At 39.2% G+C, this 19,105-nt stretch carries 21 protein-coding genes; 10 read left to right on the top strand and 11 right to left on the bottom strand.

Annotation, left to right across the window (positions count from 1 at the left end):
* Positions 1-183 precede the first annotated feature (183 nt).
* The 4 genes from IAG46_RS11420 to recA form a co-directional block, all read right to left on the bottom strand.
* Positions 184-1,809 carry an outer membrane beta-barrel protein gene (locus IAG46_RS11420; RefSeq protein WP_223826660.1) on the bottom strand — a complete coding sequence of 542 codons (1,626 nt, stop codon included), beginning with the start codon at positions 1,807-1,809 and terminating at the stop codon, positions 184-186.
* Positions 1,802-2,332, bottom strand: a complete 531-nt coding sequence (locus IAG46_RS11425; protein WP_190810482.1) for an RNA polymerase sigma factor — start codon at positions 2,330-2,332, stop codon at positions 1,802-1,804. Before IAG46_RS11425 ends, IAG46_RS11420 begins: the two co-directional genes overlap by 8 nt.
* A 28-nt stretch (positions 2,333-2,360) precedes the next feature.
* Positions 2,361-2,783 carry a hypothetical protein gene (locus IAG46_RS11430; RefSeq protein WP_223826661.1) on the bottom strand — a complete coding sequence of 141 codons (423 nt, stop codon included), beginning with the start codon at positions 2,781-2,783 and terminating at the stop codon, positions 2,361-2,363.
* A gap of 95 nt (positions 2,784-2,878) precedes the next feature.
* A complete protein-coding gene (gene recA, locus IAG46_RS11435) occupies positions 2,879-3,886 on the bottom strand; it encodes a recombinase RecA (RefSeq protein WP_190810483.1) in 1,008 nt (335 codons plus the stop codon).
* Positions 3,887-4,173: 287 nt separating this feature from the next.
* Here recA and IAG46_RS11440 point away from each other — a divergent pair, with 287 nt between their 5' ends.
* From IAG46_RS11440 to IAG46_RS11465, 6 genes are all read left to right on the top strand, one after another.
* On the top strand, positions 4,174-5,205 hold the full coding sequence (locus IAG46_RS11440; protein ID WP_190810484.1) for a rhodanese-related sulfurtransferase: 1,032 nt from the start codon (positions 4,174-4,176) through the stop codon (positions 5,203-5,205).
* Positions 5,206-5,306: 101 nt separating this feature from the next.
* Positions 5,307-6,464, top strand: a complete 1,158-nt coding sequence (locus IAG46_RS11445; RefSeq protein WP_190810485.1) for a regulatory iron-sulfur-containing complex subunit RicT — start codon at positions 5,307-5,309, stop codon at positions 6,462-6,464.
* A complete protein-coding gene (locus IAG46_RS11450; protein ID WP_190810486.1) occupies positions 6,454-6,942 on the top strand; it encodes a gliding motility lipoprotein GldH in 489 nt (162 codons plus the stop codon). The genes IAG46_RS11445 and IAG46_RS11450 overlap by 11 nt, the downstream gene beginning before the upstream one ends.
* 2 nt (positions 6,943-6,944) lie before the next feature.
* Positions 6,945-9,275 (top strand): penicillin-binding protein 1A, encoded by a 2,331-nt coding sequence (locus IAG46_RS11455; RefSeq protein WP_190810487.1) that lies wholly within the window; start codon positions 6,945-6,947, stop codon positions 9,273-9,275.
* Positions 9,276-9,374: 99 nt separating this feature from the next.
* Positions 9,375-10,076, top strand: a complete 702-nt coding sequence (locus IAG46_RS11460) for a CoA transferase subunit A (protein ID WP_190810488.1) — start codon at positions 9,375-9,377, stop codon at positions 10,074-10,076.
* A 2-nt stretch (positions 10,077-10,078) separates the two neighbouring features.
* Entirely contained in the window at positions 10,079-10,732 is a 654-nt protein-coding gene (locus IAG46_RS11465; RefSeq protein WP_190810489.1) for a CoA transferase subunit B, read from the top strand.
* 53 nt (positions 10,733-10,785) lie between these two features.
* On the opposite strand, the gene IAG46_RS11470 is transcribed toward IAG46_RS11465, so the two are convergent.
* Together IAG46_RS11470 and IAG46_RS11475 are read right to left on the bottom strand one after the other, a co-directional pair.
* A complete protein-coding gene (locus IAG46_RS11470) occupies positions 10,786-11,253 on the bottom strand; it encodes a RidA family protein (RefSeq protein ID WP_190810490.1) in 468 nt (155 codons plus the stop codon).
* Positions 11,254-11,277: 24 nt separating this feature from the next.
* Positions 11,278-12,345, bottom strand: a complete 1,068-nt coding sequence (locus tag IAG46_RS11475; RefSeq protein WP_190810491.1) for an alkene reductase — start codon at positions 12,343-12,345, stop codon at positions 11,278-11,280.
* A 106-nt stretch (positions 12,346-12,451) separates the two neighbouring features.
* On the opposite strand from IAG46_RS11475, the gene IAG46_RS11480 reads away from it, so the two are divergent.
* Together IAG46_RS11480 and IAG46_RS11485 are read left to right on the top strand one after the other, a co-directional pair.
* The gene (locus tag IAG46_RS11480; RefSeq protein ID WP_190810492.1) at positions 12,452-12,799 is read left to right on the top strand and encodes a helix-turn-helix domain-containing protein; all 348 of its coding nucleotides are present in this window, start codon (positions 12,452-12,454) and stop codon (positions 12,797-12,799) included.
* A gap of 498 nt (positions 12,800-13,297) precedes the next feature.
* A complete protein-coding gene (locus IAG46_RS11485; protein ID WP_190810493.1) occupies positions 13,298-13,813 on the top strand; it encodes a GNAT family N-acetyltransferase in 516 nt (171 codons plus the stop codon).
* On the opposite strand, the gene IAG46_RS11490 is transcribed toward IAG46_RS11485, so the two are convergent.
* A complete protein-coding gene (locus tag IAG46_RS11490) occupies positions 13,802-14,122 on the bottom strand; it encodes a hypothetical protein (RefSeq protein ID WP_190810494.1) in 321 nt (106 codons plus the stop codon). The genes IAG46_RS11485 and IAG46_RS11490 overlap by 12 nt on opposite strands.
* A gap of 146 nt (positions 14,123-14,268) precedes the next feature.
* On the opposite strand from IAG46_RS11490, the gene IAG46_RS11495 reads away from it, so the two are divergent.
* Positions 14,269-14,967 (top strand): helix-turn-helix domain-containing protein, encoded by a 699-nt coding sequence (locus IAG46_RS11495; protein WP_190810495.1) that lies wholly within the window; start codon positions 14,269-14,271, stop codon positions 14,965-14,967.
* A gap of 104 nt (positions 14,968-15,071) precedes the next feature.
* On the opposite strand, the gene IAG46_RS11500 is transcribed toward IAG46_RS11495, so the two are convergent.
* The 3 genes from IAG46_RS11500 to IAG46_RS11510 are packed head-to-tail and all read right to left on the bottom strand — an operon-like array spanning position 15,072 to position 17,580.
* Positions 15,072-16,217: a methionine aminotransferase gene (locus IAG46_RS11500; protein ID WP_190810496.1), complete on the bottom strand. Its 1,146-nt coding sequence runs from the start codon at positions 16,215-16,217 to the stop codon at positions 15,072-15,074.
* Positions 16,210-16,689 carry a very short patch repair endonuclease gene (locus IAG46_RS11505; protein WP_190810497.1) on the bottom strand — a complete coding sequence of 160 codons (480 nt, stop codon included), beginning with the start codon at positions 16,687-16,689 and terminating at the stop codon, positions 16,210-16,212. Before IAG46_RS11505 ends, IAG46_RS11500 begins: the two co-directional genes overlap by 8 nt.
* Positions 16,690-16,704: 15 nt before the next feature.
* The gene (locus tag IAG46_RS11510; RefSeq protein WP_190810498.1) at positions 16,705-17,580 is read right to left on the bottom strand and encodes a helix-turn-helix domain-containing protein; all 876 of its coding nucleotides are present in this window, start codon (positions 17,578-17,580) and stop codon (positions 16,705-16,707) included.
* Positions 17,581-17,687: 107 nt separating this feature from the next.
* On the opposite strand from IAG46_RS11510, the gene IAG46_RS11515 reads away from it, so the two are divergent.
* Positions 17,688-18,275 (top strand): YceI family protein, encoded by a 588-nt coding sequence (locus IAG46_RS11515; protein ID WP_190810499.1) that lies wholly within the window; start codon positions 17,688-17,690, stop codon positions 18,273-18,275.
* Positions 18,276-18,358: 83 nt separating this feature from the next.
* Here the strand turns inward: IAG46_RS11515 and IAG46_RS11520 are convergent, their stop codons facing one another.
* Positions 18,359-19,105: a succinate dehydrogenase/fumarate reductase iron-sulfur subunit gene (locus IAG46_RS11520; protein ID WP_190810500.1), complete on the bottom strand. Its 747-nt coding sequence runs from the start codon at positions 19,103-19,105 to the stop codon at positions 18,359-18,361.

Raw genomic sequence — 19,105 nt, forward strand, 5'->3', positions numbered from 1 at the left:
TTACAATTATGATTCTATTCTGTTTTGTGGGGTTATTTCTTGAAATGGGAAACTTTGAAAGCGAATATAAATTAAGAAAAATCTGAACATAGGATATTTCGTACACAAAAAACACCCCGCCGAAACGAGGTGCTTAATTGATTGCATTAAAGGAGCAATCTTCCTAACCAACTTCTTTATATATTAAAACTTGAAACGCACTCCACTATAAACACCGACGGAAAAAGGCCTAAAAGAACCGGCGGTTTCGGAAAACGTATTTAGTTGATATTTTAAAACAGGCTCCAAGTTCAATTGAACTTTAGGAGAAAATTCATAGTTGAGCCCAACACCGACATTTGTACTAAAATTGACAGAATTTGCATTGTTAGCCTCTCCAACTTCGGTTACCAAATCATCAGATTCTAAAAGCACGGAATTGTCCACCAAGAAAAGTGAACTGACCCCTCCGATTATGTTTACCCCAAACTTTTTATCGATGAGCGCATAATCAACTTCTAACGGAACTTCAATATAACCCAGTTGTTGCACCATTTTTCCATCCAAAGAAGGGTTTTCATTGGCTGCCAATTCCAAGAAAGCATCATTGGCTAGAGTTTCTGGAACGTTGTTTTTGCTTTGTACGATGACAGTCCGGGCGGTTTGGCTATAATCAATGTTATCTATCATATCATTAGCCGAAGCACCTAGAGAGGATGAAAAAACTACATCATTGGTGTCATATCCATAATTTACTTTATGCACCCCAGAGCGCACTTTCAACTTTTTGCCAATTTCATAAGCAACGGTAAGTCCGTAGCTTAAATTAATATTTCCTGATTTGGAGTTTGCCGCAAAATTTGAGTGTATGGGCGAACCATTACCGGTTGCACTAAAATAAACAGGGGCAACTGAAGGACCAACAGACCATTTTTGGGATGTATTTTCGGCAAGGGCCTCTTCTTCACGTTCCTCAATCACCTCAAAAATGGACTTCTTTTCTAAAGTATCATTCGCTTCCTCATTTTGGGCAATGTTTTCATCCGTATTTTTTTGCTCGTCTATTTTGTTTTCAGCAACAGTGTCGGAACTATTTGGAATTTGAAAAAGATCTTCGTCACGGACAATACCTTCTTTATCGTTGTTCTCGGACGGAAGCGCATCATTTGTCTCGGCTTCCACATCCTTCAACGCAGGAGTATCTGCTTCTGCAATGGTCACCGCTTCATCTTCCGCCTGATTTTCTTTCTGTTTTTCCACATTGGTGGCAGCAACTTCCTGTTCAGCAGTAGTTATGCCATCCAATTCGTTTTTTTGAACCTGGTCATTTTTTAAGTTCTTTTCCGAATACTGTTGGTCAGGGACAGCAACCAACTGTGGTTGGGAGTCAAGACTTTGGTTTTTAATGAAAGCATCATCAGAACCTTTGTCAGAATCGGTGTTTTGGTTAGATTCTGAATCGTTTTCATTGGAAGAATCGACAAGTTGTTCGGTACTTGGTGTTGTGAAAGATTTGGATTTTTTGGTTTCCTCACGGCCATCATCACTATTGGATGAATTATTTTCTTCTTGCGTTTCAGTAATAATAACATCACCGTTTTCATTTGAAGGTTCCAACGGATTTATCACATAAAACAGAATGGCCAACAAGGCAGCTATGCCTCCTAATCGCCACCAAATTGGAATGACTCTTTTCTTTTGCTCTTTTTTGTCCAAGGAAGCTTCGATGGATTTCCACACCTTTTCGTCAGGACTTTCTCCAAAGTCCTTAAATACTTCTTTGAACAATTGCTCTAAATTCTTTTTCCCCATCATAGATGATTTAAGCAATGTTTATATTTTCTTTTTCTATTTTTTCCCTCAATATCATTTTGGCCCTGGCCAAATTTGACTTTGAAGTCCCCGTGGATGTTCCCAACATCTCACTTATTTCTTTATGACTATAACCGTCCAAAACATAAAGGTTGAATGTTAACCTATACTTGTTTGGCAGCTCTTGTATATACCCCAACAATGTGGCTAGGCTAATATCTGCCTGCCCAGTATCAACGTCCAATTCTTCTCCAATGTTCTCGGAAACCACATTTAAGTGCTGTTCCTTTCTGTATTTCTGAAGTACGGTGTTCACTGTGATTCGCTTGATCCAACCCTCAAAGGAACCGTTAAAGTTGAATTGGTCGATTTTGTTAAAAATTGTCATAAAACTGTCATGCAGATTGTCTTCTGCTTCAGTTTTATTTCGGGAATACTTAAGACACATACCGAAAAGAATACCGGAGTATTTCCGGTATAAATCGGCCTGCGCCTGTCTTTTGCCCTTTTTACAATTATGTATTAATTCTTCAAGATCCAAATGTTGGTTAATTTTGGATTGCTGATGTCTAGTTCACTGGAACCGTATATTCTATATATGTAGCATTGCCTTCACCATCGTTGCCAGCATAAAACCTAAAATGGTACTCTGCATTAAAAATTACGTTGAATTTAAGAATAGCGGTTACCTCTTCGATAGCCTGCGTGCAGGCTGTATTTCCATCAAGTATCTCAGTCCCGATTACCACCACATCTCTGTCCGTATCCCCTGTTTTGGTAACATCGAACCCTTCAAAAAATGTGCATCCATTGGGTCGTTGATAGGTCACCTCAATGTCATAAGTCTCATTTAGCTCAAAGAATGCTGGCATTTGTGCTTCCACAACTCTAAGAGTTGTAAAATTGAAATTCTGTCCATCATCCAAGTCACAGGAAGATATGGATAAAGCCATCCCAAAGAGCACAAACAGTGCAATTACCTTTTTCATCATTAAAAAAATTCTTTACACCCTAGATGTATGGTAAGGATAAGGGTTGCGTGGTATTGCCCGTAAGTTAAAGAGTAAAATGTTAGGTAAAACCCAGATTAGGCATTAACCGCGGCAATGGCTTCCTTGATTTTGGATTCCAATTCTTCAGAAAGTTCTGGATTGTCTGCCAATAACGCTTTAACCGCATCCCTTCCTTGGCCTAGTTTAGTATCTCCGTAGCTGAACCAAGAACCGCTTTTCTTTACAATCTCATATGCTACGCCTAAATCTAAAACCTCACCAACTTTGGAAATACCTTCGCCATACATAATGTCGAATTCAGCAGTTTTGAAAGGCGGAGCTACTTTGTTTTTTACAACTTTCACTCTGGTTTTGTTTCCCAGAACCGTTCCATCGGTGTTTTTTATTTGGGTAGATCGTCTAATATCCAAACGCACCGAAGCATAAAATTTAAGGGCATTACCTCCAGTTGTTGTTTCGGGATTACCAAACATAACTCCGATCTTCTCCCTCAACTGGTTAATAAATACAACCGTACAGTTGGTTTTACTAATGGAGGCAGTCAATTTTCGCAATGCTTGGGACATTAGTCTAGCATGAAGGCCCATTTTGGAATCCCCCATTTCACCTTCGATTTCACTTTTTGGAGTAAGAGCTGCAACCGAATCTATAATTACAATATCAATGGCGCCTGAGCGGATAAGATTATCGGCTATTTCCAATGCCTGTTCACCATGATCGGGCTGGGAAATGATAAGATTGTCAATATCTACACCCAATTTTTCCGCATAAAATCGATCAAAGGCATGTTCTGCATCAATAAAAGCAGCAATGCCTCCATTTTTTTGAGCCTCTGCAATTGCATGTAAGGTCAAGGTTGTTTTACCCGATGATTCAGGACCATAGATTTCGATAACCCTGCCACGCGGATAACCACTAACACCCAAAGCAATGTCCAGCCCCAATGACCCCGAAGGGATGACCTCTACATCTTCTACCACACTATCCCCTAATTTCATGACAGCACCTTTTCCATAGGTTTTGTCCAGTTTATCCAGGGTTAATTTTAAGGCTTTTAGTTTTGCTTCGTTTTCGTTGTTCATGGTTCTCATAATTAGGAAGGCTAAATTACCATTTCTTTCTACATACGACAAAAGCAACGCAACCTTTTTAAAAGAACGTATCTAACAAGCAACTGATTCAAAAAACGACATATCGAATCGAGTTTTCGATTCAACACCACACAGCAAAGGGAAATTTGCGCTATGAAAAGAAATATGGTGGTTGAAAGGGCTTCTTGTAATAAGAGGCCCTTTCTTTTTTGCATTAAAGAATAGTACCTTTGTCTTTATTTTATTTCAGACTTTTTAACTTAAATTATTGGTATAGCATGCAACTGTACAATACATTAAGTGCAAAAGAAAGAGAAAAACTTATTGAGGAGGCCGGCAAAGAACGGTTGACCATCTCTTTCTATACATATGCACACATCGGTAACCCCGGAATTTTTAGAAATCACCTTTTTATCAATTGGAACGAAATGGATGTACTTGGCCGAATCTATGTGGCCAAAGAAGGTATAAACGCACAATTATCGGTTCCTGCGGATAACTTTCAAGTATTCAAAGAACACCTTGATTCTATTTCTTTTTTAGAAAATGTACGCCTGAACATTGCCATTGAGCAGGATAACAAATCGTTTTTGAAACTCAAGGTCAAAGTCCGCAATAAGATTGTAGCTGATGGTTTGAACGATGATACTTTTGATGTGACCAACAAGGGCATTCACGTAGGAGCGGAACAATTCAACGAGCTTATCGAGGATCCCGATACCGTTCTTGTTGATATGCGAAATCATTATGAAAGTGAAATAGGGCATTTTAAAAATGCCGTTACACCAGATGTGGATACATTTAGAGATTCGTTGGATATCATCGAAGAAGATTTGGCAGCGCACAAAGAAGACAAGAAATTGGTCATGTATTGTACCGGAGGTATACGATGTGAAAAAGCCAGCGCCTATTACAAACACAAAGGTTTTAAGCATGTTTACCAGCTTGAAGGTGGCATCATTGAATATACAAGACAGGTAAAAGCCAAAGACCTTGAAAACAAATTTTTGGGAAAGAATTTTGTATTCGACCATCGACGGGGAGAACGGATATCTGAGGATGTCATCGCCAATTGCCATCAATGTGGAAAACCATGCGACATCCATGTAAATTGTGCCAACGAAGCCTGTCATTTGCTATTTATACAATGTGAAGAATGTTCTGAAGCAATGAACGAGTGCTGTTCACAGGAATGCAAAGAAATCAATGCTCTGCCTTATGAAGAACAAAAGAAGCTGCGCAAAGGCAAACATGCAAGCAATAAAATTTTCAAAAAAGGACGTTCAGAAGTGTTGAAGTACAAAAGGTAACATTTCACCGCTGCCACAAATTGTGCTATATTTACCACAAGTAATTTTATGAACCCTTTTTAAGAAAATGCAGTGCATTTCCTTAAATCAAGATAAAAAATATGGGATGTAGCAGTTGTTCAACCGGCAAGGATGGACAACCGCGTGGTTGCAAGAACAATGGTACTTGCGGCACAGATGGTTGTAATAAGCTAACGGTCTTTGATTGGCTTTCCAATATGTCGTTACCCAGCGGTCAAAAACCATTTGATTGCGTTGAGGTACGTTTCAAAAATAGCAGAAAGGAATTTTTCAGAAATGTAGATAACCTTCCCTTGGCAATAGGCGACGTGGTTGCTACACAGGCCAAGTCGGGTCATGATGTTGGCATAGTTACCCTTACTGGGGAGTTGGTCAAGGTGCAAATGAAGAGAAAGAAAGTTCCGCATGATGACGAAGCCGTTCCCAAAATATATAGAAAAGCATCGCAGCGTGATATCGACATTTGGCAAAAATGCCGAAACAAAGAGGCCGAAATTCAAAAACGTTCTCGTGAAATAGCGATTTCACTCAAACTCCAAATGAAATTGAGCGATGTTGAATTTCAAGGCGATGGCTCCAAAGCTACTTTCTATTATACTGCAGAAGAACGGGTAGATTTTAGGCAATTGATAAAAGATATGGCCAAGGCTTTTGGAATTAGAATCGAAATGCGCCAGATAGGATACCGTCAAGAAGCACAGCGATTGGGAGGTATTGGATCATGTGGTCGTGAGCTATGCTGTTCTACATGGCTGACAGATTTCAGATCAGTAAGTACCGCTTCAGCTAGATATCAACAACTGGCTTTAAATCCTCAAAAATTGGCAGGACAATGCGGTAAACTCAAATGCTGTCTCAATTATGAGTTGGACATGTATTTAGAGGCGTTAAAGAATTTTCCGCCCCAAGACAGTAAACTGAAGACTGAAAAAGGTATTGCCTTTTGCCAAAAAGCAGATATTTTCAAAGAAACACTTTGGTTTTCCTATAAAGATGACCCTGCCTCTTGGCACGCTTTGGACAAAGATCAGGTTTTGGAGATTTTAGAGCTGAACAAAAACAACAAAAAGATTGCCAGCCTTGAAGAATACGCCCAAGACAATATTAGCGAGGAAAAAATGGCCTTTGAAAATGTCGTAGGCCAAGATAGTCTTACTCGATTTGATAGGCCCAAGAATAAGAAGAGAAACAAAAAAAGAAGAAAAAATAGGCCAAAAAATCCATCCAATGCACAATAAATTCTTGCTTGTCCTTGTTGTTATTTGGAGCATAGTTTCCTGTAATAACAACTTGGTCTATTCCGAGTTTGAGGCTATGGAGAATGGAAAATGGGATATGAACAAACCAGTAAATTTTGAATTTTCATCTTTAGATTCCGTGCAGCCTCACAATCTGTTCATCAATATCAGGAACGATAACACTTTTCAATTCAACAACCTCTTTTTAATAACCGAACTGGAATATCCAGATGGTGAAACCTTCAAGGACACGCTGGAATATAAAATGGCAGAGCCAACAGGTGAGTGGTTGGGCAAGGGGCTGGGAAGCATTAAGGAAAACAAACTTTGGTTCCATGAAAAGATCGTTTTTTCCGATTCGGGCGTATATAAACTGAACATTATCCACGCCATGAGAAAGAATGGGAATGTGGACGGCATCCATGTTTTGGATGGCATTACCGATGTAGGCTTGGAAATAGAAAAAAGTACCCACTAATAATGGCAAAAACGAAAAAAAAGGAACAAAAAAGTTTCTTCGTATTCATTAAATGGTTTTGGATTCTCTTCGGATCAGGAGTTTTGGTTGCCATATTGATTTTTCTTTTGGCAGCTTGGGGGGCATTTGGCGAAATGCCAACATTTGAGCATTTAGAAAACCCTAGTACCAATTTGGCCACGGAACTTATTTCCTCAGATGGAGAAACATTGGGGAAATTTTATTTAGAAGATAACCGAACCGATGTTTCGTATGATGACCTACCGCAAAATTTGATTGATGCCTTAATTGCAAGTGAAGATATCCGCTTTCAGAATCATGCAGGAATAGACGCGCGTGGAACGCTGCGAGCGATGTTCTTTTTAGGAAAAAGAGGAGGGGCTAGTACAATTTCGCAGCAGTTGGCCAGGCAGCTTTTTGTTGGGGTACGGTCAAGAAACAAATTTGAGACCATAAAACAAAAGGCCATGGAATGGGTCATTGCTACCCGTTTAGAAAGAAGTTATACCAAGGAAGAAATAATTGGGATGTACCTGAACATCTATGATTTTGGCAACAATGCAGATGGTATCCGTTCAGCATCTAGAATTTATTTTGGAAAAGAACCCAAAGATTTGAAATTAGAAGAATCAGCTATGCTGGTTGGAATGCTACAGAACTCATCACTTTATAATCCATTACGACGAGAAGAACTAACACATAAAAAAAGAAACACTGTATTGGGGCAATTGGCAAGGTATGAGTATATCACCGAAGCAGATAGAGATTCACTTCAGGCCATGGAAATCAACCTGAACTACAACCCAGAATCACACCGGGAAGGTTTGGCCACTTATTTTAGAATGTATATGCAACGCTGGTTAAATGGATGGGTAAAAGAAAATCCAAAACCAGATGGCGAAAAATATAACATCTATTTGGATGGGCTAAAAATATTTACGACGATAGATTCCCGTATGCAGAAAAATGCAGAGGATGCCGTTGAGGCCCATATGAAAAATCTACAAGCGGAGTTTTTCCATCAAAATACACCCGAACGTAACCCAACAGCTCCCTTTTTGGATTTGACCAAAGGCGCAATCGACACCATAATGCGACAGGCGATGAAACGATCAGACCGGTGGAGGGTCCTGAAAGGTCAAGGGAAAACAGCAAAGGAAATTGAAAAGACATTCCATGAGAAAACAGAAATGACAGTCTTTGATTGGAACGGCGATTCCTATGAAAAAGATACTATAATGACACCGATGGACTCTATTCGGTATTACAAGACTTTTTTAAGAACAGCGATGATGTCCATGGAACCTCAGACAGGCCATGTTAAAGCCTGGGTGGGCGGAGTTGATTATAAGCACTTTCAATACGACAACGTTTACCAAGGCGCTAGACAAGCGGGATCAACGTTTAAGCCTTTTGTGTATGCAGCTGCCATTGACCAGCTGCGGTATTCCCCTTGCGATTCACTACCCGACAATCAATATTGTATTGAGCCATTGAAGCATGGGAATATGGAAGCATGGTGTCCTAAAAATTCAGATGGGAAATATTCCGGAAAAAACATGACGCTTAAACATGCACTGGCCAATTCGGTAAACACGGTTACCGCTCAGTTGATGGATAAAGTAGGGCCAAAATCGGTGGCCATAATTGCAAAAAGCATGGGTATTTCCAGTGAGATTCTTGAGGTGCCTTCTATTGCCTTGGGAACCCCCGATGCAAGTGTATATGAAATGGTTGGGGCCTTTGGCACCTTTGCCAATCAAGGCGTATATGTAAAACCTGTAATGGTCACCCGTATTGAAGATAGAAACGGAACGGTGCTCTATGAATATGTTCCAGAAACCAAAGATGTTTTGAGCAAGGATGTTGCCTATGCCATGGTTAATTTGATGGAAGGTGTTACCAGAGGGGGATCAGGCACAAGGTTGAGGCATACTTTTGCCAAAAACGATAGAGTTTACAAGGATATCATCACAGGATACCCCTATGAATTGAACAACCCTATCGCTGGAAAAACAGGAACCACGCAGAATCAAAGTTATGGATGGTTTGTGGGCATGGTGCCCAATCTGGTTACTGGAGTTTGGGTAGGAGGCGATAATCGGGCTGTCCATTTTAAAAGACTTGCTTACGGTCAAGGTGCATCTATGGCGTTGCCTATTTGGGCCTTGTATATGAAGGAAAATTATAAGAATGAAGAATTAGGCGTATCTCAAGATGCATTCGAAGAACCTGAAGATATGTCGATAAATGTCGATTGTACGAAAGTGCTTGAAGAGCTTAAAGAAGAACAGGATACAGAAGATGATCTAGAAGAAGATATCGGTTTTTAAGACTATTTAAAACTAAAAAAATAAGCTCCAAGTTGCATTTTGCCCTTGGGGCTTTTTTATTAATATCGTAATTTCAGCAATAAGAAAACACAGCACCGAATGATTAAAAAAACAGTTTCCGACGTAGATAAAGCTTTGGAAGGAGTTGCGGATGGAATGACCTTTATGTTAGGGGGATTTGGTCTATGCGGCATTCCCGAAAATGCTATTGCGCAATTGGTAAAATTGGAGATAATGGATATCACTTGTATATCAAACAATGCCGGTGTCGATGATTTTGGGTTGGGTCTTTTGTTGCAAAACCATCAGATAAAAAAAATGATTTCATCATACGTAGGTGAAAACGATGAATTTGAACGCCAAATGCTCAGCGGAGAATTGGAAGTGGAACTTACCCCACAAGGAACCTTGGCAGAAAAATGCAGGGCTGCCCAAGCCGGTTTTCCTGCTTTCTATACTCCGGCAGGATACGGAACAGAGGTTGCAGAAGGTAAAGAAACCCGTGAGTTTGATGGAAAAATGTATGTGTTGGAACCGGCTTATCAAGCTGATTTTTCATTTGTAAAAGCCTGGAAGGGCGATGAAGCTGGAAATTTAATTTTTAAGGGAACAGCACGAAACTTTAACCCGTGCATGTGTGGTGCGGCCAAAATAACAGTGGCTGAGGTTGAAGAATTGGTGCCCGCTGGCAGTTTAGACCCCAATGCAATCCATATACCCGGAATATTTGTCCAACGCATTTTCCAAGGCGAGAAATATGAAAAACGAATAGAACAAAGAACCGTAAGACAAAAAGGATAGCTATGTTGGATAAAAACGGAATCGCAAAGCGAATTGCAAAAGAAGTCAAAGACGGTTACTACGTAAACTTGGGCATTGGCATTCCCACTTTGGTTGCCAATTTTGTTCGAGAAGATATCAGTGTTGAATTTCAAAGTGAAAATGGAGTTTTGGGAATGGGTCCATTTCCATTTGAAGGCGAAGAAGATGCCGATGTCATCAATGCAGGTAAGCAGACCATAACAACCCTTCCTGGAGCATCTTTTTTTGATTCTGCCACCAGTTTTGGAATGATTCGAGGTCAGCATGTTGACCTAACCATATTGGGTGCCATGGAAGTAGCCGAAAATGGTGATATAGCCAATTGGAAGATTCCCGGTAAAATGGTCAAAGGCATGGGAGGAGCAATGGACCTCGTTGCCTCAGCAGAAAATATTATAGTGGCCATGATGCACACCAACAAAGCTGGAAAATCCAAATTGCTCAAAAAATGCACACTTCCGTTAACTGGAGTGGGTTGTGTAAAGAAGATTGTTACCAATTTGGCCGTTCTGGAAGTCACCGAAAATGGATTTAAACTTCTGGAAAGAGCTCCGGGTGTTTCCGTTGAGGAAATTGTTCAGGCCACAGAAGGCAAGCTTGAAGTTAGTGGAGAGACACCCGAGATGGTAGTTTAGCAAATACAACATTTTATTTTAAAAGGGCATTCGATGCTGGTTAATCTCTTATCCTAATTCCATTCTTCGGTCAATGTAAATGAAGCGGTTAACCCTACGCTAAAATTAAATGGCAACTTTTCAACACCAAAAATTGCCCGGGAATGTCTGCCTTTTTCTTCCAAAACCTTTAAGAATAGGTCCGAAGCACCATCCACAACCCTTGGCGCGTCATCCCAATTTTCAGCTGATTGATAGTATACATCTATATGGTTTAACCCTACAATTTTATCAAAACCAATCTTGTCATTTATATGGGCTAGAACGTTTAACGCACAATGTTCCATGGCGCTAGAACCCTCTTCGGTTGATATTTCATTTCCCAATCTACCCTGATAAAAGAAAGCTCCGTTTTTAATTGGTAATTGGATTGCTATATAAGCAATATTCCCTCTAATGTTTACCGGAACGTATGAACCACCCGGAGTGGAAACTTCGGGCAGTTCAAGTTTTAATTCTTTGAGATTTTTTAATGGATCCATTTTATTTTATTTCCAATCTATTGGTTAATAATCGGTATATCCCTTTTCTCCAGGAGTATAGAAGGTATCAAAATCAGGTGTTACCAGTTCGGCATTGTTCTGAAGTTTTTCTACCAAATCAGGATTGGAAATAAAGGGCCTACCAACATAAACCAAATCCAAACCATTTTCTATAATAGCCTCACCTTTTTCGGCTGTATTCACATCTCCGCCGGATATAACAACTCCTTTGAAGTTTTCCTTAATGGTCTTTTTAATATCAGTTGTAAAATCAGGCGCCCCGAAAGCTACACGTTGGTCCACTACATGAACATATAACACTTCAATATTGGCCAACTCTTTGGCTAAATAAATGAAGGTATTATCAAGTTCAGCGTAGTCCGATTGCATATCATTGAATGCTCCATAAGGAGAGATACGAATGCCGACCCTGTCATTCCCAATTTCGTCTGCCACCTTTTGGGCCGTTTCCAAAACAAATCTGGTCCTGTTCTCTACCGACCCTCCATAGTGGTCTTCTCTTTGATTGGACCTTGGATTGATAAATTGGTTCATTAGATATCCGTTGGCAGCATGTAGCTCCACTCCGTCAACACCTGCCTCGTTTACCAGACGTTTGGCGGCTTGGACATATTCGTTTTGAGTAACTTCTATGTCTTCCAGTGTCATAGCTTTTGGCATTTCATGTGGAGCCGTCCCCTCTTCCGTGAATATTTCTCCTGCTGCCTGAATGCTCGATGGCGCAAGTGTGATGCTTCCCTCAGGCATATTTGCTTTAGACGTAATTCTGCCTGTATGCATAAGTTGCACAAATATTTTGCCCCCTTCGGAATGTACGGCATCCGCTACTTTTTTCCATCCCTCAATTTGTTCGTTTGAATAGGCCCCGGGAATACGCGGATATCCAATTCCATTGGGCGATGGCGAGGTGCCTTCGGAAATAATGAGCCCTGCACTTGCTCGTTGTTGGTAATATTTTGCCATTAGCGCGTTAGGGATGTTGTTAATGGCCCTAGACCTTGTTAGAGGTGCCATTACAATTCTGTTATTCAGGTTTAATTTCCCTACTTGGTATGTGTCAAATAATTTCATTTATAATTTTCATATTTATTAGTTTCCAAAAGTAACTATTATTAGTATATAAAATAGATTATTGTATTTTTGTAAACAGAAAAGTAGTAACCTAGAGGTAACTAATATGACAAGAAAGTTAATCGAGAACCCAAATGAATGTCCTATCACCCATTCTATGAATATCATAGGAAATAAATGGACTTCCATAATTGTGTATATGTTAGCCGATCGAAAATTGAGATTTGGAGAACTAGCTGTTCGAATCGACAAAATCAGTAGAAAGGTTTTGGCAGATCAACTCAAGGAAATGGAACTCAGGGGCATTGTTGTTAGGGAATCTTTTGCAGAAACTCCGCCAAGGGTAGAATATTCCTTAACGGAAAAAGGGGCAAGACTGTTGCCTATTTTAAACCAATTATGCGCTTGGAGCAAAGGCATTGAGCTTCATGACACAAATCAAAAAGCAGGCTGATTTGGATACTCCAAAAGCGGTATAGTACGGTTGCATTATTGGTTCCACTAGCCCATTACATTATTTGAGGAGATTCTACCTACAAGAAAATTGATTGTTTAATAAATCCGGATCGCCCAATAGCCACCGGACGGCTATCTAACATTTCATCGTCGAATCATCTTCCCGTAATCTTCACGATTAAATACTTTTTTCTTACAACAAAATAGAATAGTTACACAACAAACATTTTTTAGTATAAATAGTTGTATTTAGTTTTGATAGTATTGAATTTTTTCCCAAATTAACACCATAAAAATCAACAGCATGGCACCCAGACTTAACCAAACCGCATTGGACGATACCGTCCAGGTTTACAGAAACGACTTTTTTACAGGATTTATACTATTGATTAAAAAGCTTTTCATGCTTTAATACTATTAAACCTAACTAAAATTAAGAGCCAGCATTATGTCTGGCTCTTTTTTTTTGGTTTAATTTGAAAAGTAAAAAGGTATAATGGAATTAAAGCTTCAGCGCTGTGTTATCGAGGATTTGGAAAAATTGGTCACGATTTCCAAAGCCACTTTTATCGATGCTTTTGAAAAGGACAACAATCCCGCCGATTTTGAGTCATACATCAATGAAGCGTTCAGTAGTGAAAGGCTTCGCTCGGAGTTGGAGAACAAGAACACACGGTTTTACTTCGTGTTTAGTGGACATGAACTTATCGGATACTTAAAACTGAACAAAGGACCAGCCCAAAGTGATATTAAAGATGACCAATCCTTAGAATTGGAACGAATATATGTGATACAACAATTTCAAGGCAAGGGCATTGGAAATTGGCTGCTTCAACAAGTGATACAAATAGCACGCAATGAAGCATCGAACTATGTTTGGCTAGGCGTTTGGCAAAAAAACCAAGCAGCAGTCCGGTTTTACCTTAGACATGGCTTTCAAAAGTTTGATACTCACCCCTATTATATTGGGAAGGACAAACAAACCGATTGGCTAATGCGCTTAAACCTTTAAAAAAGTATTTAAAAACATTGTATCTCCTTGTGCTTGAAGCTTAAAGGCGATAGAGTTTTCATAAGCGGCATGTATTAAAAGAGAAATGGCCATTGCGTTGGACTTTGTTAAACTATTAGTCCTGTACACCACATCCCTAATAGTGGAAAAACTCACATTGCTCCTTGAAGCAATATTGGCATAATCGTTTTTGGTGACATTTCTTCGTAAGGCGGTAGAGAGTTGTTCGCTAATCGGTTTTCCGAAATCCTCTTTGGAAAATACTCTGTCGATGTTGATCACAAGACCTAAATTTTTGACTGAACCCATATTGATGTTTTTTGTGGTTTATCAATTAATGTGTCGGGGTCAAATCCTATTTTCTATATTTGGTCTGTAACCCAATTACAGAAATGTATATCCTAGCTGCGCAGATTCAAATATACGAAAAATAACTACACATATTCAAGAAAAGTATGCGAACAATTAAGCAGTTAAGACGTAAAAAAGGCATCAGTCAAACCCAATTGGCAGAAGTTGTTGGGGTAAGCCTGCGCACTGTTCAGAATTATGAGAAAAAAAATGCCAATATTCCAACCAAAAATCTGTCTAAAATTGCGGCTTACTTCGACCTGAGTATTCCCGAATTGTATTTGCAAGAAGAGCATGAAACTTATGCCGAGCAAAAAGCCTTTATAAAGCACGGTTGCATTTTCTATCCAATGGAGGATAATAAACACCATGTTTTAACACCTTTGGTATTGGTAGAGCGCCAAAAGAACTATATAGAAAGCCTAGAAGAAACCCGCTTGGGCAATAGTCCATATAAAACAGGTTTTATAATCGATTTTTTAGAAGATGACCCGCTTAAGGCATTCGAAGTCTCTGGTAATTCTATGAACGATGGAAGTATCAATGCAATTCCGAATAAAGCTATTGTATTGGGAGTTAAAAAAAGAAAGGAGAACTTTACCAAAGAAAACAACATAATGATTAACAAATCATATGTTCTTGTTTGCAAAGACAGAATTATTTGCAAAAAGGTGACCGGTTTCAATGCTTCAAAAAAAGCTATTCAATGTCAAAACTTAAATACTTCTCCCGAATACCAGGATTTTGATTTAGCGCTGGATGATATCTTGGAAATTTTTAGAATTGTCAAAAAACAACTATAGATTTTACTTCTTAGATTGTTCTGAGTTTATCAAAGTACAATTAAGAGGTTGACACTAATTGTACAAATTTTCACGAATGTCATCCTGAGCCTGTCGAAGGACAATTAGATCTGAAGTAAAATTTCAGCAGCTTGATCTAAAACGTCTTCAGTCTTCGTAAAGCAAAAGCGAAGGAACTTTTTATCATAGTCTTTTCCGCAAAACACAGAAACCGGAATACTCGCAAGTTTATGTTCCTTAATTAATCGTTCTGCAAAATCGGTGTCTTTCTCTTTCGTAATATTTGAATAGTCCAACAACTGAAAATAAGTGCCGGCGGAAGGCGCAATGTTGAAACGGGAATCTTGGATGGCATTTAAAAAGTAATCCCTTTTTTCTTGATAGAAGTTTCCAAGGTTTAAATAATGCTCTGGATATTTTAAATACTCAGCCAACGCAATTTGGATAGCATGGTTCACGGAGAAAACGTTAAACTGATGCACTTTTTGAAACTCTTGCATCAATGGTTTGGGTGCCGTACAATATCCCATTTTCCATCCCGTCGCATGAAAGGTTTTTCCAAACGAAGAACAGATAATGCTTCGTGAAGCCAAGTCAGTATATTTGGCAGCACTCTCGTGTTGTTTTCCATCAAAAACAATATGTTCATAAACCTCATCGCTAAGCAGGAGAATGTCGGTTCCCTTAAGAATTTCTTGAAGTTGTAGCATATCGTTTTCAGACCAAATAGTGCCCGTAGGGTTATGAGGGGTGTTAATGATCACCATTCTGGTCTTGGGCCCAATTACGGATTTAAATTTCTGCCAGTTCATTTTAAAAGCATTACCCTCAAGAGCTACCTGAACAATTTTACCACCAAAAAGTTCGATGCAAGGTTCGTAACTATCATAAGCCGGTTTAATCACAACCACCTCATCTCCGGGGTGAACAAATGTCGAAATAGTTGTAAAAATGGCCTGTGTGGCGCCGGCGGTAATTATGATTTCAGATTCTGGATGATAGTATTTTCCATATAAGCTTTCAATCTTTTCCGATATCGTTTCACGAAGAGAAAAGGCACCTTGCATAGGGGCGTATTGATTGTAGCCTTTGGTAAAAGCTTGAGTCACCAACTGCAAAAGTTTTGGGTCAGGATCAAAATTGGGAAATCCCTGGGACAGATTCACTGCATTATGAGCATTGGCCAACTGACCAATAGTGGTAAATATGGTGGTGCCCACATTAGGCAATTTGGATTTGATTTTATTCATCAATGGAATGGCTATTTAATGACTTTAGGACTTTTTGCAAACAAGCGTCCAGATTTTTCTTTATCTCGCTTTCCCAAAATCGGAATATGGTATAGCCCATTTCCTCAAGGGCAGAATTGACTTCTTGATCTCGTTGAATGTTGCGTTCGATTTTCGGAATCCAGAATTCACGATTGGTCTTTATTTTTCGTTTACGTTCTTCCCAATTGTGACCATGCCAGAACTCGCCATCAATAAAAATCACGGTCTTATATTTTTTTAGGACAATGTCCGGTTTACCAATGAGCTTTTTATAATCGATACGATAGCGATAACCAGCTGCCCACAACGCTTTCCGGAAAGCCAGTTCCGGCTTGGTGTTTTTACCACGGATCTTACCCATGATTTTGGAGCGCTCAGGAGTAGTGTAAAAACCAGATTCCTCATTAAAACGAGGAACTTTGATACGTTCTTCCGGGTACTTTTTGGACATTGATAATGATTATTTTCAGGGCTTCTTTAAAACTTCCAATTTATACCCCACTCCATGAACGTTAAGAATGTTTATATGATCATCCTCCTTAAATTTCTTTCTAAGTTTTGAAATAAAAGTGTCCAAACTTCTACCGACAAAGACACCCTTGTCTTCCCATACCTCTTTTAATAAAAAATCACGCTTTACCACTTCGTTAGGATTGGCACAAAAAATTTGGAGCAATTCAGATTCTTTGGAAGTAAGCTTAATATTTAAGTCATTCTTTACCAATTCATTTTGATCCTTATAGAACTTATAATCCCCAATGGCCATAAATGTCAATGCACCATGCGTTTCCGTTACCTGTCTCTTTTTCGTCCAATAAAGTAAAGCCATGCCCATTATTCCCAAAAGAACCAACGCATACCAAGAAGGCCCAAAATTTAATCCCATTAATGTAACATTATTGCTGAAAGACACTTTAATTGCATAACAACCTATAGGTAGTTCCCGTCCTAAACAGGGAACGATGTTTTTTTCTTCGTTGTTGGATGCAGAATAGCTGTAGGAGACCTCTTGGCTTTTGCAATCGATTACCTCTACCAAGTATTCATTAGGAAGTTCTAAAGCATCAAAATTTTCTGTGATTGCTTTTACTAGGCTATCCGGTGCTATTGATAGCTCTTTTTGAAATGATAGTTCAAAACTATTTTTCTTGGGTTGAGTCACTGGCAAAACCAGGGAGGTAGAGTCATTGCTTTGCAATAACAATGTGTTACCAGTATTTCTTAACGCAACTTTGGCCAGACTTGAGAAAGATTCATTAGTATCATTTGTTGCATAACCGCTTATTACAAATGCAAGCACTATCAAAAAGAATGAAAAAATAAGATAAGTAAGCGTTTTCATTTTTATAAAATTTCGCAGGCGAAAAATTGCATTTTTTTGCACTTCATTTACATTTTATTCACGACTTGGGAGTTGCCCAATGCTAGTTTTGTCCCAAAATCAGGACAATGAAAAAAATCATCATCTTATTGGTAAGCATTAGCACTATTTCAATAGCGCAAGGACAAGGTACTATAAAAATTGACACAGCAAAGAGTGTGATCAAGTGGAAAGGATCCAATCTTTTTAAGTTTAACCAACATTACGGCACTGTGAAGTTCTCAAGCGGGGAGATTTCTATGAATGAGGATGGAATATCTGGAGGAAAATTTGTTGTGGATATGAACAGCATAATGAATACCGATGGTAAATACAATGAAATGTTGGTTTCCCATCTAAAGCATCAAGATTTTTTCGATGTTGAAAAACATCCAGAGGCTAAATTGGAGATCCGCCAAATAAAACATGGAGACAATGGGCAGATAGAAATTGATGCTTTGTTAACCATAAAAGGAATTTCCAGACCCATAAAATTTAGTTCTACCTGGGAAAAAGGACCCAATGAAACTATGCTTAAATCAAAATTTATAATTGATAGAACACGATGGGGCATCAGTTACGAATCCAAAGGAATAATCGGGAGTGTCAAAGATGATATCATTTCTGATGCCATTGAATTTGAGGTAATCCTGGTTTTTGGATTTCGAGGATGTTGATTGCTAAGAGTTAAAGCATTAAAAAAGCCCAAACTCCATTTGGAATTTGGGCTTTTTCAATATTCTATTTTCGGTTACGTTCCTTATCCCTTAACGGAAGCTGAAAGATACTCACGGTTCATGCGTGCAATGTTCTCCAAGGAAATGCCTTTAGGACATTCGATTTCACAAGCCCCCGTATTGGTACAATTCCCAAAACCTTCCAAGTCCATTTGACGCACCATGTTTTGTACCCGGTCTGCAGCCTCTACCTGTCCTTGAGGTAATAAAGCGAACTGAGAAACTTTTGCGGAGGTAAATAGCATGGCACTTGCATTTTTACAGGCAGCTACGCAGGCACCACAACCAATGCAGGTTGCAGCATCCATGGCCGCATCAGCCGCATGCTTATCAATAGGAATGGCATTTGCATCCACAGTATTTCCAGAAGTGTTGACCGAAATATACCCACCAGCTTGCTGAATACGTTCAAATGCATTTCTATCTACAATCAAATCCTTGATTACGGGAAAAGCTTTCGCTCTAAACGGTTCAATAACAATAGTATCTCCATCATTGAACTTACGCATATGCAATTGGCAAGTAGTGATCAATCTGTCAGGTCCATGTGGCTCTCCATTGATTTGCAATGAGCAAGTTCCACAAATACCTTCCCTACAATCGTGGTCAAATTCAACAGGCTCTTCACCTTTTGAAATAAGCTCTTCATTGAGGATGTCCAGCATTTCCAAAAAAGACATATCTCCTTCAACCCCATCAAGTGTATAATCTACCATTTGACCTTTTGAAGAAGCGTCTTTTTGACGCCATATTTTTAATGTTAGCTTCAT

Origin of the sequence: Flagellimonas sp. S3867 (assembly GCF_014698935.1) — a bacterium.
Classification (GTDB): Bacteria; Bacteroidota; Bacteroidia; order Flavobacteriales; family Flavobacteriaceae; genus Flagellimonas.

Coding starts and splice junctions, on each gene's coding strand:
- IAG46_RS11440 (WP_190810484.1), top strand. CDS start 4,174: ATGCAACTGTACAATACATTAAGTGCAAAAGAAAGAGAAAAACTTATT.
- IAG46_RS11475 (WP_190810491.1), bottom strand. CDS start 12,345: ATGAAATTATTTGACACATACCAAGTAGGGAAATTAAACCTGAATAAC.
- IAG46_RS11480 (WP_190810492.1), top strand. CDS start 12,452: ATGACAAGAAAGTTAATCGAGAACCCAAATGAATGTCCTATCACCCAT.
- IAG46_RS11515 (WP_190810499.1), top strand. CDS start 17,688: ATGAAAAAAATCATCATCTTATTGGTAAGCATTAGCACTATTTCAATA.
- IAG46_RS11485 (WP_190810493.1), top strand. CDS start 13,298: ATGGAATTAAAGCTTCAGCGCTGTGTTATCGAGGATTTGGAAAAATTG.
- IAG46_RS11510 (WP_190810498.1), bottom strand. CDS start 17,580: ATGAAAACGCTTACTTATCTTATTTTTTCATTCTTTTTGATAGTGCTT.
- IAG46_RS11465 (WP_190810489.1), top strand. CDS start 10,079: ATGTTGGATAAAAACGGAATCGCAAAGCGAATTGCAAAAGAAGTCAAA.
- recA (WP_190810483.1), bottom strand. CDS start 3,886: ATGAACAACGAAAACGAAGCAAAACTAAAAGCCTTAAAATTAACCCTG.
- IAG46_RS11460 (WP_190810488.1), top strand. CDS start 9,375: ATGATTAAAAAAACAGTTTCCGACGTAGATAAAGCTTTGGAAGGAGTT.
- IAG46_RS11520 (WP_190810500.1), bottom strand. CDS start 19,105: ATGAAGCTAACATTAAAAATATGGCGTCAAAAAGACGCTTCTTCAAAA.
- IAG46_RS11495 (WP_190810495.1), top strand. CDS start 14,269: ATGCGAACAATTAAGCAGTTAAGACGTAAAAAAGGCATCAGTCAAACC.
- IAG46_RS11470 (WP_190810490.1), bottom strand. CDS start 11,253: ATGGATCCATTAAAAAATCTCAAAGAATTAAAACTTGAACTGCCCGAA.
- IAG46_RS11445 (WP_190810485.1), top strand. CDS start 5,307: ATGGGATGTAGCAGTTGTTCAACCGGCAAGGATGGACAACCGCGTGGT.
- IAG46_RS11430 (WP_223826661.1), bottom strand. CDS start 2,783: ATGATGAAAAAGGTAATTGCACTGTTTGTGCTCTTTGGGATGGCTTTA.
- IAG46_RS11455 (WP_190810487.1), top strand. CDS start 6,945: ATGGCAAAAACGAAAAAAAAGGAACAAAAAAGTTTCTTCGTATTCATT.
- IAG46_RS11505 (WP_190810497.1), bottom strand. CDS start 16,689: ATGTCCAAAAAGTACCCGGAAGAACGTATCAAAGTTCCTCGTTTTAAT.
- IAG46_RS11490 (WP_190810494.1), bottom strand. CDS start 14,122: ATGGGTTCAGTCAAAAATTTAGGTCTTGTGATCAACATCGACAGAGTA.
- IAG46_RS11500 (WP_190810496.1), bottom strand. CDS start 16,217: ATGAATAAAATCAAATCCAAATTGCCTAATGTGGGCACCACCATATTT.
- IAG46_RS11450 (WP_190810486.1), top strand. CDS start 6,454: ATGCACAATAAATTCTTGCTTGTCCTTGTTGTTATTTGGAGCATAGTT.